The sequence below is a fragment of the Micrococcus sp. genome (genome assembly GCF_030523875.1).
Lineage (GTDB): Bacteria > Actinomycetota > Actinomycetes > Actinomycetales > Micrococcaceae > Micrococcus.
The window spans coordinates 1-13335 of the sequence record NZ_JAUNHR010000011.1; the positions used below are offsets into that span (position 1 = coordinate 1).

12 protein-coding genes are annotated in these 13335 nt (G+C 76.1%); 4 read left to right on the plus strand and 8 right to left on the minus strand.

The window, feature by feature from the left end; all coding sequences use genetic code 11:
• Positions 1-276 precede the first annotated feature (276 nt).
• Positions 277-1176 (minus strand): ArgP/LysG family DNA-binding transcriptional regulator, encoded by a 900-nt coding sequence (locus Q4D18_RS02765; RefSeq protein ID WP_303125564.1) that lies wholly within the window; start codon positions 1174-1176, stop codon positions 277-279.
• A gap of 95 nt (positions 1177-1271) precedes the next feature.
• On the opposite strand from Q4D18_RS02765, the gene Q4D18_RS02770 reads away from it, so the two are divergent.
• Both Q4D18_RS02770 and Q4D18_RS02775 read left to right on the plus strand, forming a co-directional pair.
• Positions 1272-2105, plus strand: coding sequence for a LysE/ArgO family amino acid transporter (locus Q4D18_RS02770; protein ID WP_303125566.1), 834 nt, complete (start codon positions 1272-1274; stop codon positions 2103-2105).
• Between the two features lie 150 nt (positions 2106-2255).
• On the plus strand, positions 2256-2735 hold the full coding sequence (locus Q4D18_RS02775) for an NUDIX domain-containing protein (protein ID WP_303125568.1): 480 nt from the start codon (positions 2256-2258) through the stop codon (positions 2733-2735).
• Positions 2736-2745: 10 nt separating this feature from the next.
• Here Q4D18_RS02775 and Q4D18_RS02780 read toward each other — a convergent pair whose 3' ends face one another.
• A complete protein-coding gene (locus tag Q4D18_RS02780) occupies positions 2746-3267 on the minus strand; it encodes a hypothetical protein (protein WP_303125570.1) in 522 nt (173 codons plus the stop codon).
• Positions 3268-3369: 102 nt separating this feature from the next.
• Here Q4D18_RS02780 and Q4D18_RS02785 point away from each other — a divergent pair, with 102 nt between their 5' ends.
• Positions 3370-5253 (plus strand): ABC transporter ATP-binding protein, encoded by a 1884-nt coding sequence (locus tag Q4D18_RS02785; protein ID WP_303125573.1) that lies wholly within the window; start codon positions 3370-3372, stop codon positions 5251-5253.
• A 150-nt stretch (positions 5254-5403) separates the two neighbouring features.
• On the opposite strand, the gene Q4D18_RS02790 is transcribed toward Q4D18_RS02785, so the two are convergent.
• The 5 genes from Q4D18_RS02790 to Q4D18_RS02810 form a co-directional block, all read right to left on the minus strand.
• On the minus strand, positions 5404-6159 hold the full coding sequence (locus Q4D18_RS02790) for a hypothetical protein (RefSeq protein ID WP_303125574.1): 756 nt from the start codon (positions 6157-6159) through the stop codon (positions 5404-5406).
• A gap of 242 nt (positions 6160-6401) precedes the next feature.
• Positions 6402-7118 (minus strand): hypothetical protein, encoded by a 717-nt coding sequence (locus tag Q4D18_RS02795; RefSeq protein WP_303125575.1) that lies wholly within the window; start codon positions 7116-7118, stop codon positions 6402-6404.
• Positions 7119-7150: 32 nt separating this feature from the next.
• Positions 7151-8077, minus strand: a complete 927-nt coding sequence (locus Q4D18_RS02800; protein ID WP_303125576.1) for an aspartate dehydrogenase domain-containing protein — start codon at positions 8075-8077, stop codon at positions 7151-7153.
• Between the two features lie 41 nt (positions 8078-8118).
• On the minus strand, positions 8119-9102 hold the full coding sequence (locus tag Q4D18_RS02805; protein WP_303125578.1) for a bile acid:sodium symporter family protein: 984 nt from the start codon (positions 9100-9102) through the stop codon (positions 8119-8121).
• Between the two features lie 95 nt (positions 9103-9197).
• On the minus strand, positions 9198-10037 hold the full coding sequence (locus tag Q4D18_RS02810) for a VOC family protein (protein WP_303125581.1): 840 nt from the start codon (positions 10035-10037) through the stop codon (positions 9198-9200).
• A gap of 43 nt (positions 10038-10080) precedes the next feature.
• Here Q4D18_RS02810 and Q4D18_RS02815 point away from each other — a divergent pair, with 43 nt between their 5' ends.
• Positions 10081-11184: a hypothetical protein gene (locus Q4D18_RS02815; protein ID WP_303125583.1), complete on the plus strand. Its 1104-nt coding sequence runs from the start codon at positions 10081-10083 to the stop codon at positions 11182-11184.
• A gap of 7 nt (positions 11185-11191) precedes the next feature.
• Here Q4D18_RS02815 and Q4D18_RS02820 read toward each other — a convergent pair.
• Positions 11192-13335 (minus strand): FtsX-like permease family protein (locus Q4D18_RS02820; protein WP_303125585.1); only part of this gene is annotated, 2144 nt, incomplete at its 5' end.

The following is a 13335-nucleotide window of genomic DNA, read 5'->3' on the forward strand; positions in this document are numbered from 1 at the left end:
ACCAACACCCACCGTGTGGACCACAACACCACCGCGAACCACACCGCCGGCCGCGTCACCGACGCCACGGACCGCCTGCGCGGCACCGACGGCCAGCGCGGCGACGGCATCCCCGGCAACGGCCGCTGAGCCCACGCCGCACGCAGCACCGCTGACGGCCCGCATCCGGGAGGCATCGACCTCCCGGGGCGGGCCGTCGGCCTGTCCGGGGGTCTCCGGAGCGTTCCGCGCATCCCGGCCGCCGACCCCGACTGACGCTCGGGTCGCCGTCGGCCCTCAGGCCCGCGGTGCCCAGCGGCGCACCGTCTCCGTGAGCCGGTCCAGGGCGGCGGGCCCGGCGCTCCACCGCTGCCAGTGCAGGGGGATCTCCGCGTCGCCGAGCTCGGGGACGAGCGTGAGGTCCGGGTGCGTGCCGGCGAACACGGCGGCCGGGACCTGCTCCGTGGGCAGCATCCCCCAGCCCAGGCCCACCCGGACGGCCGTGGCGTAGGCGGCCACCGAGGGCACCTGGTGGTGCGGTGGGGCGGGTCGGCCCGTCCGGGCGCGCTCCTCCTCCGCGCCGGCGCGGGCCAGCACGGCCCGCTGCAGCCCGTCGCGGGGGCCGTAGTCCACCACCGGCAGGGTGCCGACGTCGATCCGCCCCGCCGCGTCCCGGTGCAGGTCCAGGAGGAACGCGGTCGCGACCGCGTGGTAGCGCATGGTGCCGATCCGCTCAGCGGTGCACCCCGTGACGGGCGCCGGGTCGTCCGTCACGGCCGCCACGGCGGTCCCGTCCCGCAGCAGGCCCGTGGTGTGCCCCTGGTCCTCGGCGTGCAGGTGCAGGACGACGTCGTCCCACGTCGCCGCCTCCCGCAGCACCGGGCGCCACCAGGTGTCCAGGGAGTCGGCGTTGACCGCCACGGACAGCGGGGTCCGCCCGCCGGCGCCGCGCCCCAGGGCGGTGAGGGCCTCGTCCTCGAGGGCGAGCGTCTGCCGGGCCAGGCGCAGCATGCGCTCCCCGGCCGGGGTGGGCCGCACGGGCACGGTGCGGGTGAGCAGCACCTGCCCGGTCTGCCGCTCGAGCGCCTTCACGCGCTGGGAGAAGGCGGAGCCGGAGATGCGCAGGGCCTCCGCGCCGGCGTCGAAGGTGCCGTGGTCCACGGCGGCGACCAGGGCCCGCAGATGATCCGAGTTCACCGGATCAGGCTAGCGGGCGGTCTGAAGGATCCCTTCAGATCCTGAAGAGAAGCCTCCTGGAGCGGACGGGTCCCGCGCTCCTAGCCTCGTCCCCCGTGACCGCCTTCGCCTCCGGATTCCTGACCTACCTGGCCCTCGTCGTCGCCATCGGCGCCCAGACCCTGTTCCTGCTGCGCCAGAGCGTGCGCGGCGACCGGGCGTGGACGGCCATCGGCATCTGCTTCCTGGGGGACGTCGTGCTGCTCAGCGCGGGCACGGCCGGGATCGGCGTGGTGGCGCAGCGCTGGCCGTGGCTGGTCACCGCCCTGACCGTGGCCGGCGTCGTCTACCTCCTGTGGTTCGCCCTCTCCGCGCTGCGCTCGTCCGTGCGCGGGCACCGCACGCTCGAGGAGGCCGCGGCCGAGGTGCGCGACGACGCCTGGGCGCCCTCCGCGGAGGAGGTCGCCGTGATGACGGGGCGTCTGCCCGTGCTCCCGCCGCCAGGGGAGGGGCGCGCCGCGCCCGGCCCCGGGGCGGTGGCTGCTCCCGAGGCGGCCCCGGCCGGAGCGTCGGGGGCGGCGGCCGCCGTCGCCCCGGTGGCCGTCCGGACGCGGCCGGACACCGTGTCGACGCGCCCGCGCATGACGGCCCCGCGGACCCCGCTGCGCCGGCTCGTGCTGCTCAGCCTGTCCGTGTCCCTGCTGAACCCGCACGCGATCCTGGACGCCGTGGTGATGATGGGCACGTTCGCCCAGGCGTTCGGTGCCCAGAAGTGGGCGTATGCGGGCGGGGCGATCGCCGCCGGCGCCCTGTGGTTCGGCCTGCTCGGCTGGGGCGGGGCCAAGCTGGCCCCCGTCATGAACGCGCCCCGCATCTGGCGGGTGGTGGACGCCGTGGTGGCCGTGCTGATGCTGGCGATCGCGGTGAAGGTGGGCCTCACGCTCCTCTGACCCGGCGCGACCGGGCGCGACCGGTCCCGTCCCCCACGCCCCCCGTCCCCCACGAATCCACTGCACTTCTGACCCTTCTGAGCGCCGTACGGGCCTTGAGAAGGGTCAGAAGTGCAGTCGATTCCCCCGGGGGCGGGAGAGGATGGGGGCATGCGCACCCATGCCGCCCCGCACGCCCCCGCCGCCCGTCCCGACGCCGAGGCGCCCGGGCAGGCCATCCGGGTGTCCGCCGTCGTGATGGCCCGTCCGGACGGGCGCGTGCTCACCGTGCGCAAGGCCGGCACGGGGATGTTCATGTTCCCCGGCGGCAAGCACCACGCGGGGGAGGAGCCGGTGGACACCGCCGTCCGGGAGACCGCGGAGGAGACCGGGCTGCGGATCCGCCCGGACGAGCTCGTCCACCTGGGCGCATGGGACACCGCGGCCGCCAACGAGCCGGGTGCCGCGCTGCACGCCGAGGTGTTCGGGCTGTGGCGGCCGATCGCCCGGCACGAGGTCCCCGAGCCGACGGACGAGATCGTCGAGCTGCACTGGATGGACCCGGCCGCCCCGCAGGCCCCCGCAGGACACGCGGTGGCCCCGCTGCTGTTCCCCGTGCTGGCCGCGGTGGCGGCGGAGCCCCTCTTCTGACGGGTGCGCGTCAGCGCCGCTGCCGCGTGGCCACGGCCCGCAGCTCGTCCACGCGGACCAGCAGCTCCACCTGCAGCAGCGCGGGCCACGCGTGCACGAGCAGGCCCAGTCCGAGGGCCAGCACACCCCAGCCGGGGTGGCCGGCCGCGGCCAGGGCGATGGCGGCCACGGCGTGGAACACGGTGGACACCGAGTGGCTCACCAGGGCGGCGACGGCGTCCCGGCGGAACACGCGCACGTCCGCGCGGGAGCGGATGGGGCGGCGCACGCGGCGGTTCCAGCCGGCCACGGTCAGCTCGTGCGCCAGCCAGCGGGTGCCGAGCCGGCGGGCCAGCACGCCCACCCGGTGCAGCCGGCGCCACGGGCGGTCCACGAGGCGGTCCGTGGGGGCGCCGTAGAGGGGCCCGAACCCGAACGTCCCCGCCGTCAGGACGGCCGTGTAGACCCCCGGGGAGACCGGCGCGATCGCCGCGAACCCCCAGGCCAGGACCGCGGCCGCGGCCAGGGTGCCGAGCAGGGCGGAGGGTCTCATGGGGCGAGGGTACCGGGGGTTGAGGGGCCGGGTCCGGGACCGGGGTGCGACGGGCGCCACCCCGCGGCCTCCGGGGGCCGCCCCGCTGACTACCCTGAACCGGTGACCTCCCTGCTCCGCATCCTCCGCTTCGCGCCCGAGCTCCGTCCTCTCTACATCGGCATCGCCGTGAGCGCGGTGCTGCGGGCGGTGCTGGCGCTGGCCACGCCGTTCCTGATCGGCGCGGCCACGGACCGGATCGTGGACGCGATCGCCGGCCGCTCCACCGTGGCCGAGGCCGTCACCGCGGTGACGTGGCTGGCTGCGGCGTTCCTCGCCGTCGAGCTGGCGGCCACCGCCGTGGTGTCCGTGGGCGGCTACTGGGGGGACGTGATGGCCGCGCGCATGCGCACCATCCTCTCCGCGCGGTACTTCGACCACCTGCTGCACCTGCCGCAGCGCTACTTCGACACGGAGATCACCGGCCGGATCACCAACCGGCTCAACCGCTCCATCACGGAGCTCACCCAGTTCTTGAACTTCTTCGCGAACAACGCGTTCACCATGCTCATCACCACGGTGGCCGTGCTGGTGATCTCGGGGACGTACTGGTGGCCGCTGGCGGTGCTGCTCGCCGTCGTCTTCCCCGTGTACATGTGGCTGACCGCCAAGACCTCCGCGCGCTGGCAGGTGTGGGAGGGGGAGAAGAACACGGAGATCGACATCGCCTCGGGCCGCTTCACCGAGGTCGTCTCCCAGATGCCCGTGGTGCGCGCCTACAACCGGCAGGACACCGAGCTGGCCGGGTTCCGCGAGCGGTTCGGGCGGACCGTGGGGATCACGCGGGCGCAGTCGCGGTGGTGGCACTCCATGGACGCCGCCCGCCGTGTGGCGCTGAACGTCATCTTCGCCGTGCTCTACCTGCTGGTGTTCGTGCGCACCGCGCAGGGCGAGTTCTCCGTGGGGGACATGGTGATCCTCCTGCAGCTGATGAACATGGCCCGCGAGCCCATCTTCTCCATGAGCTACCTCGTGGACTCCGCCCAGCGCGCCGTGGCCGGCTCCCGCGACTACTTCGCAGTCCTCTCCGAGGAGCGCGAGGAGGACCTGCACGCCCGCGCCGCGCTCGCCTCGGGCGCCGTCACAGCGACGACGACGGCGGCCGGGGCGGCGACGGCGGCGGCCGGGGCGCGTGCCGCCGTCGTGCCCGCGGACGCCACGGCCGAGGACGACGTCCCGGCCGTGCGCTTCCGCGACGTGCACTTCGCCTACGGGGACGGCGAGGAGGTGCTCTCCGGGATCGACTTCGCGATCGGCCGGGGGGAGAAGGTGGCACTGGTCGGCGAGTCCGGCGGCGGCAAGTCCACCATCACGAACCTGCTGATGGGCCTGTACCCGGTGACCTCCGGGCGGATCGAGGTGTTCGGCCGGGACGTGGCCGGCCAGGACCTCGGTGAGCTGCGCGGGCGGATCGCGGCCGTGTTCCAGGAGCCGCACCTGTTCTCCGGGACGGTGCGGGAGAACATCGCGTACGCGGACCCGGACGCCTCCGACGAGCGGGTGCGGGCGGCCGCGCGGGCGGCCTACGCGGACGGGTTCGTCTCCGAGTTCCCGGACGGCTACGACCAGCTGATCGGGGAGCGCGGCCTGCGCCTGTCCGGCGGGCAGCGCCAGCGGATCGCCGTGGCCCGGGCCGTGCTCAAGGACGCGCCCGTGCTCATCCTGGACGAGGCCACCTCCAGCCTGGACACCAAGTCCGAGCGGCTCGTGCAGGCCGCCCTCGACGAGCTCATGGTGGGCCGGTCCTCGCTGATCGTGGCGCACCGCCTGTCCACCATCGCGTCCGTGGACCGGATCGTCACCCTGCGGAAGGGGCGAGTGCAGGAGGTGGGCACGCCCGCCGAGCTCGCGGTGTCCGGGAGCATCTACTCCCAGCTGCTCGAGCTGCAGCAGGCCGGCACCAAGCAGGCGAAGAGGCTGCTGAAGGAGTACGGGATCGCCGGCTGAGCTCCGGCCGGGTGGGGAGCGCTCCGTGGCCGCCCCCCCACGGAGAATCCACTGCACTTGTGACCCTTCTGAGCGGTGACATGGCCGCCAGAAGGGTCAGAACTGCAGCGGATTCGTGGGGGAGCGGTGGGGGGGGGGCGCCTCCTGCGCTCAGCGGTCCCGGATCTCCGCGGTGGAATACCGCACGCCCGCGGGGACGTCCACGGTCACGGCGGTGCCCGCCTCCCCCTCGGCCGCGTCCGGGATCTCCCCGCTGAAGCCGCCGCACCCCTCGGACCACGCCACCGGCACGTAGTGGAGGTCCTTGGGGTCCAGGTAGCCGACCGAGGACGGGCCGGCGTCGGGGTGGTCGCACACCAGCAGCACCCGGTGGGGGCGGACGTCGTTCGGGGCGCCGCTGGAGGTCTCGCGGCCGTCCTCGCCCGTGCCGGTGATCCCGCCCGCGATCCCCTCGGCGGCCTCGTCCACGAGCGGCGAGTCCTCGCCCGCGGCGAGGGCCGCGTGCAGGCCGTCCTCGTCGGGTCCGTCCTGGAACGCCAGCACGGACAGGTCCGGCTCCCACAGGTCCGGGATCGCGACGGCGGTGTTCCCGGTCTCCGCCGCGCCGACGACCACCCCGGCGTCGGTCAGCAGGACGCGGGGGTCGCGCCGGATCGAGGCGAGCTCGGCCTCCCGGACCGCGGAGGCCGCGGCCGGCTGCGCGGCCGGGGACGACGACGTCGCCCCCGCGGTGCCGGCGGACGCAGCCGCAGGGGAGGGGCTCGAGGTGACGGAACCGGCCGCCGAGGAGGCCGGAGCCGCGGACGGCTCGGCGGGGGCGGAGCACCCGGCGAGGCCCAGCGCGAGGGCGAGTGCCCCCGTCGTGCGGGAGACGGTGCGGTGCAGGCGGGCGGCGGTGACGGCCATGGCGGACCTCCGAGCGAGGGGGAGGCGGGGCTCCCGGCGCCCGCCCGGCCTGTCGCCGTGCGGTGCGTGAGGCGAGCCTAGGCGTTGAGTGTGACGGGTGTCACCCCCGTCGGTGGAGCTCGACCCCCCGGTTCGGAATCGACTGCACTTCTGACCCTTCTGGGCATCGAAAGGCGTGCCAGAAGGGTCAGAAGTGCAGTGGATTCCCGAGGGGAGGGGCGGGTGACGGCGACCGGACCCCGTCAGCGGCCCTTCATCACCGCCAGTCGTCCGGCCTCGCCGGCGGCGACGCTGAACTCGTACCGGATGGCGCCGTCCACGATGTGCTCGGCGGCCACCGTGTACCGCACGTCGATCGGGGAGCAGCGCGGCCCCGTGCCGATCGAGTGGTAGGTCTGGCCGGCCACGACGTCCACCCCGGAGGTGTCCGACTCCGGGAGGGGCGAGCCGTGCTCGCACAGCAGGACCACCCGGTGGACCTCGCCGGGCCCGGAGACGGGCACGGTGAGCGTCCCGGGCCGGCTCACCGTGTCCCGCTCGGCCGGCACGAGCGCCTCCGCGACCACGGGCTCGGCCTCGGGATCCCACTCCTCCGACTGCCACACGTCGGTGGTGCGCGCCCAGGCGTCGAACGTCGTGCCGCCCTCGCCCTCGGTGAAGAGCGCCGCCGGCACGTCGACCACGGCGTACCGCGGCTCCGCGGTCGCCGCGGCCTCCGACTCGGCCCGGATGGACGCCCGCGCCGAGGCCGCCGGGTCCTCCCCCTGCGCGGCCGCCCGGGCGTTGGACAGCGGCTCGGGGCTCTCCTCGGGGGCCGGATCGGCGGCGTCCGGGGACGACGACGGCGCCTCCCTCTCCGACCCCGATCCTGCCCCCGCGCAGCCGGTCAGGCCCAGCGTCAGAGCGAGCGCCGCCGTCGTGAGGGGCAGGGGGAGCCGGGAGCCGGCCGTGCGTTCCATGGGGCCACCCTATGTCCCGGATGTGCCGCCGGTCACCCGCCCGGGGTGAGCCCGAGTGCGCGGCGCACCGTGCGCGTGACGGACAGGGCCGTCAGCTGCGAGGTGCGCGGATTGTCCGGGGAGGGCGCGGACGTGACGGCCAGCTCGATCCGACCGGCCGGACCCGCGGCGGTGACCTCGTGCCGGGTCCGCTCCGCGGCGGCGTCCGCCACGAGCTCCACACGCACCCGCTCGAGGGACCGGGCGAGGAGAGCGGCGTCGTCGTCGCCGGGGCCGGTCGGGCGGCCGCGCGTGGCCCAGGCCAGCGCCACCGCGACGTTCACGTTGGCGGGGAAGCGCTCCACGGCCTCGGCCGGGTCCCCCTCCAGCACGACGACGGGCCCGTCCTCCGGCCGGAGCCCCTCGAGCCGGGCCGCCTCCGCCGGGGACATCCACGGGCGCACGAGGCCGCGGGGGTGCTTGACGCTGCGGATCCGCACCTCGTCCAGGCCGTCCGCCTCCGCGGCCGCCTCCAGGACGTCGAACCCGCCGATCGCCCCGTTGGTCACGTGCAGGCGGCCCGGGCCGGCCAGCAGGGCCTCCGCCGCCTCCGGCCGGGCGAGGGCGCCGACGCTGGAGAGCACCAGGTCCGTGCCGCGGGCCACCACGGCGGGTCCGAGCCGGCGCGCCGGGACGATCCCCGCGCACTCGACCACCAGGTCCGCGGCGGGCAGGCCGGCGGCGGGGTCGTCGGGGTCCCCGAGGGGGACGAGCCGCACGCCGAGGTCCCCACGGGCCCGGTGCGCCGCGACGTCCCGCACGGCCGCCGTGACCCGTACCCGCCCGGCGTCGCGCTCGGGGGCGAGGCCCGCCGCCACGGCGCGGCCGACGGCGCCGAAGCCCAGGAGCAGGACGGTGCGGGGCCGCGTGGCGTTCGCAGGGGTAGCGACGGCCGCGCGGGTGGGGGAGTGCGGGGTCATGGCGACCATCCTGGCACCCCGGCGCCCCCCGGCGGCGGCCGTCAGGCGTGGTCGGCGGGCCGGGCGGCCGCACGGCCGTCCGACCGGCGGAAGTACGCGGCCAGGAGCGCGCCCGAGAGGTTGTGCCAGAGGGAGAACACGGCGCCGGGCAGGGCGGCGGCGGGGGAGATGTACTGCGCGGCCAGGCCCGCGGCGAGCCCGGAGTTCTGCATGCCCACCTCGATCGACACCGTGCGCGCCGACCGCACCGGCAGGCGGCACGCCCGCGCCAGGCCGTAGCCCAGCGCGTAGCCGAGCCCGTTGTGCAGGACCACGGCGAGCAGCACCAGGGCGCCCGCGGAGAGCACGGTGGCCGCGGAGTTGCCGACGACGGCGGCCACCACCATCGCGATGAACGCCACCGACACCCACGGCAGGGCGGGCAGGACGCGGTCCACGAGGCGGCCCAGCACGAGGCGCACCAGCAGGCCGCCGAGCACGGGCAGGAGCACGATCTTCACGATGGACGAGGCCATGGCGCCGCCGTCGACCGCCATGTACTGGCCGGCCAGCCAGAGGGTCAGCAGGGGCGTCAGCAGCGGGGCGAGCAGGGTGGACACCGAGGTCATCGCCACGGACAGCGCCGTGTCCGCGCGGGCGAGGTAGCTGACCACGTTGGAGGCCGTGCCGCCGGGGGCCGAGCCCACCAGGATCACGCCCGCCGCCAGCTCCGGGGGCAGACGCAGCAGGAGGGCCACGGCCAGGCCCAGCAGGGGCATGACCGCGTACTGCGCCACCACGCCCAGCAGCACCGGCAGGGGGCGCCGCGCCACCAGGGCGAAGTCCGGCAGGGTCAGCGTCAGGCCCATCCCGAACATGATGATCCCGAGGAACAGGTTCACCTGCGGCAGGAGCGTCTTCGTTGCCTCCGGCGCCAGGAAGCCCACCACGGCGGCGGCCAGGATGAGCAGCGGGAAGACGGTGACGGCCAGGCGGGCCGAGCGGTCCTCGGCCTGTCGCAGGTCGGATGCGGGGGCGGTGGTCATGGCCTCGAGGGTAGGGCCACCGCACCCGACGTCCGCCTCCTGGACCGAAGATGTCCAGGGAGCGGACCGTCGCGCTCCCCGCGGGCCCGCTCCGCTCAGCCCTCCGGCGTCTGGATCAGCTGGAACGTGGCGCCGGCGGGGTCCAGCACGGTGGCCACGACGCCGAACGGCGAGTCCGCGGGCCCGTCCACCACGCGGCCGCCGTGCTCTTCGACCGTCCGCACCGAGGACGCCATGTCCGCGGTCCGCAGGTACACGCGCCAGTGACTCGGCACGTCCTCCGGCAGCCACGCGGCGGCGTCGCACAGGCCCGCGGAGGCCTCCTCGCCCGCCCGGTCCGTGGCGTAGGCGGGCGTGCCGCCCCCGCCCGTGCCGGCGTCGTCGTCGGGGGTCCCGTCCGCGCCCAGCGGGACCACGTCCCAGCCGCACACGGCGCGGTAGAAGGCGGCATCTGCGGCGAAGTCCTTGGACATCACCTCGAACCACACGGACGTGCCGGGGGTCAGCGGGAGGTCGTGGCCCCCGAACGCGCCGGGCTGCCAGAACCCGACGTACTCGCCGCCCGGGGTGACCACCACGGCCATCCGGCCGAGGTCCCCGACGTCCATCGGCTCCATGTGCACGGTCCCGCCGTGCTCGCGGACGAGGCGGAGGGTCCTGTCGACGTCGTCGCTGCGCAGGTACACCGACCACACGGCGGGGCCCTCGGCGGGCGTCCCGTCCGGGCCGGGCGGCATCAGCTCGGCGTCCATGGCCCCGCCCACCGTCGCGTCGCCGGCGCGGATCAGCCGGTACTGGCCGTACTCCTCGCCCTGGTCCTCGAAGGTCCAGCCGAACAGGGCCTCGTAGAACTCCTGCTGCCGGGCGAAGCCCCCGGCCAGGTGGTCGATCCAGATCGGGGCGCCGGCACGGATGCGCTGCAAGGTCTCGCTCATGCGGCCAGCATGCCCCGCTGGCCGGCCGGGGACAATGGGGGGCGTGAGCCGTCCCGCCCCCTCGTCCCGTCCCGCCGCCTCCGCCGCCCCGTCCGACCCCGCGGCCGCCACGCCCGTGCGTCTGGGCGTGCTGGTGGCCCCGGACGTGGACCCGGCCGCGGCCGCCGCCCTCGACCCCGCCGCGCTGGCCGCCCGCCTCGACGCCGCCTACCCCGGCCTGGCGTGGGAAGTGCGGGTGAGCGCGGAGGACGTCGGCGATGACGACGACGACTCCCTTGACCTCCTCGAGATCACCCGCGACCGCATGCTGGACGAGGACTGGGACGTCGCCGTCGGGCTCACGGGCCGCGCCCTGGTCCAGGGGCCGCACACGCTCGCCGAGCAGGTCTCCCCGGTGCACTCCACGGGCGTGGTGTCCCTGGCGCTCGCGCCGGGCGACGCGCAGGAGGCGGTGGCGCGCGTCGTCGCCCGCCTGCTCGGCCTGGACCCGGACGAAGGGAAGCCGGACGAGGACGACGTCCGGGACGCGGTGCGCTGGGCGCGCCAGCTGGCCGCCGACATCGAGGACCGCGCCGGCGAGTCCGGCGTCTCCTTCGCCGGCCGGGTGGCGGGGCGCAACGCCCGCATGATCCTGGGGACCGTGCGTGCCAACCGGCCGTGGATGCTGGCGGTCTCGCTGACCCGGTCCATGTCCACGGCGCTCGCCACGGGGGCGCTGACCCTGCTCACCACGGACCTGTGGATGCTCTCCGCCGAGTACAACGGCGTGCAGATGGGCGTGCTGGGGGTGCTGTCCATCGTGGCGGTGACGCTGTCCCTCGTGGTGGGCGCGAAGCTGTGGGAGCGGCCGCGGCGTGCCGCCGAGCGGGAGCAGGTGGCGGTGTTCAACCTCGCGACGGTCCTGACGGTGCTGATCGGTGTGCTCGTCCTGCACGCCCTGCTCATGCTCGCCGCATTAGCCGGGGCGCTGCTCCTCGTGGACGCGGACGTGTTCGAGGCGGTCACGGGGGAGGCGGGCACGTTCTGGCAGTACGTGAAGCTCGCGTGGTTCGTGGGCGGGCTCGCCACGATCGGCTCGGCCCTGGGTGCCGGCCTCGAGGACGACGACGACGTCCGCCAGGCCATCTTCACGCGCGGCGCCCGCTGAGCCCGGCTCACACGGCGGCCAGCCCCTCCACCGGGCTCAGCCGCGCCGCCCGACGCGCGGGCAGTACCGACGCCGCCAGCCCTGCCAGGGCCGCCACGCCCACCACGAGCGCGAGCTCGGCCCACGGGACGGCGGCCCGCACGAGGCCGGCCCGCCCCGTCACGTTCGCCACCAGCTCGCCGAGGATCAGCTGCGACCCGGCCCACCCGTAGAACACGCCGAGCGCGCAGCCCAGGGCGGCGGCCACGGCCGCGATCAGCACCGCCTCGATCGCGATCATCCCGCGCAGCCCGCGCCGGGTCAGCCCGAGGGCCCGCAGCAGCGCGTTCTCCCGGGTCCGCTCGATCACGGACAGGCTCAGCGTGTTGGCCACCCCGATCAGCGCGATCAGCACGGACACCGCCAGCAGCGCCACCACGATCCCCAGCAGCGCGTCGATCACCTGGGAGTACAGGGCGCGCTCGCCGAGCCCGCCCTCAGCCACCTGGGAGCCCTCCCCGGCAGCCGCGGTCACGGCCTCGGTGAGCTCCTGCAGGTCCCTCACGGCGACGTCGTCGCCCGCGTCCACGAGCACCAGCCCGCCGGTCTCGGGTCCGGGCCCCGCGGCTCCCTCGCCGTCGGCGGGCCGTCCCTCGGCCCGGATCCGGTCGGCGGTCTCCGGGGGGAGGAGCACGGCGGTCTGCAGGCCGGAGCCGCGCACGGAGCGCAGCTCCTGCGTGCGGCCGTCCACGGTCACGCCGGTGGTCGGGTCGGCCCAGCTCGGCACGTACACGGTGCCCTCGGCGCCGAGCGCCCCGGCGTCCCGCTCGGGCTCGCGGGCCACCACGGTGCGCAGATCCTCGGCGGTCACGGCGTACGCGGGGGTGCCGTTGACGGTGGCGCCCACGGGGACGGAGCCCACGGCCGCGCCCACCCCGTCGACCCCGGCCACGGCGCGCGCGGCCTCGGCCGGGTCCGCCCCCTGCGGCACGGAGACCACGAGGTCCACGGGGAACTCGGTGTCCAGGAGGCGGTCCGTCTCGGCCTGCGCGGTGCGGCCGCCCGTGAGCACGAGCGCCACGAGGGTGGTGCCGATCAGCAGCGCCGCCGCGGTGGCGGCTGTGCGCGAGCGGTGGCGGGTGGCGTTCAGCCCGGCCAGCCGCCCCGGCACGCCGGCCGGACGGGCCAGCACGGCCGCGGCCCGCACCGCCGCGGGCACGAACAGCCGCGCCAGCAGCAGCATCCCCAGGAAGGAGAGCACCCCGCCGCCCACGGCCGGCAGGAACCGCTGTCCCAGGGCCCCGGACCACATCAGCACGGCCCCGCCCACGGCCAGCACCGCCCCGACGGCGGCCCGCACCAGCCCGGCGCGGGAGAGCACCTCGGTCTCGGCGGCCGGGCGCAGCGCCTGCAGCGGCGCCACGCGGGTGGCAGCCCGGGCCGGGCCCAGGGCGGCCACCACGGCCACGCCCGTGCCCACGGCGACCACGCCCGCCAGCTGCAGCGGGTCGGCGCCGAAGCTCAGCGCCGGCACCCCGAGGGCCTGACGCGCCACGGCGACGACGGCCAGCGTCAGCGCCACGGCCAGCCCGACCCCCAGCAGGGCGCCGAGCAGCCCGGTGAGCAGGGCCTCGAGCAGGACGGCGCCGCGGATCTGGCGCACGCTCGCGCCCACGGTGCGCAGCAGGGCGAGGTCCCGGGTGCGCTGGGCCACGAGCACCTGGAAGGTGTTGGCGATCACCAGGGCGGTCACCACGAGCGCCAGGACGGCGAACCCGCCGAGCACCCAGCCGAACAGGTCGGTGCCGCCGGCCAGGGCGGTCAGCTGGTCGCGGGAGGCCTCGTCCGGGGTGGCCACCGCGGCGGCCACGCCCTCCCCGCGCAGCAGCTCCGTCACGTCCGCGCGCACCGTCTCCGGGTCCGCACCGTCCGCCAGGCGCAGTAGTGCCGCGGTGGCGAACGGGTCGGACTCCGGCATCTGCAGCGCGTCCACGAGCGTCGCGCCGCCCCACACCTGGGCCTGCGAGGACATCATCGGGTCAGGGGACACCGTGGTCAGGCCGGAGACGACGGCCTCGACGGCGCCCTGCGCGGGGTCGGCGGCGAGCGTCACGCTCCCGCCGACGCCCACGCCGAGCGTGTCCGCCGTGCCCTCGTCCAGGGCCACGGCGC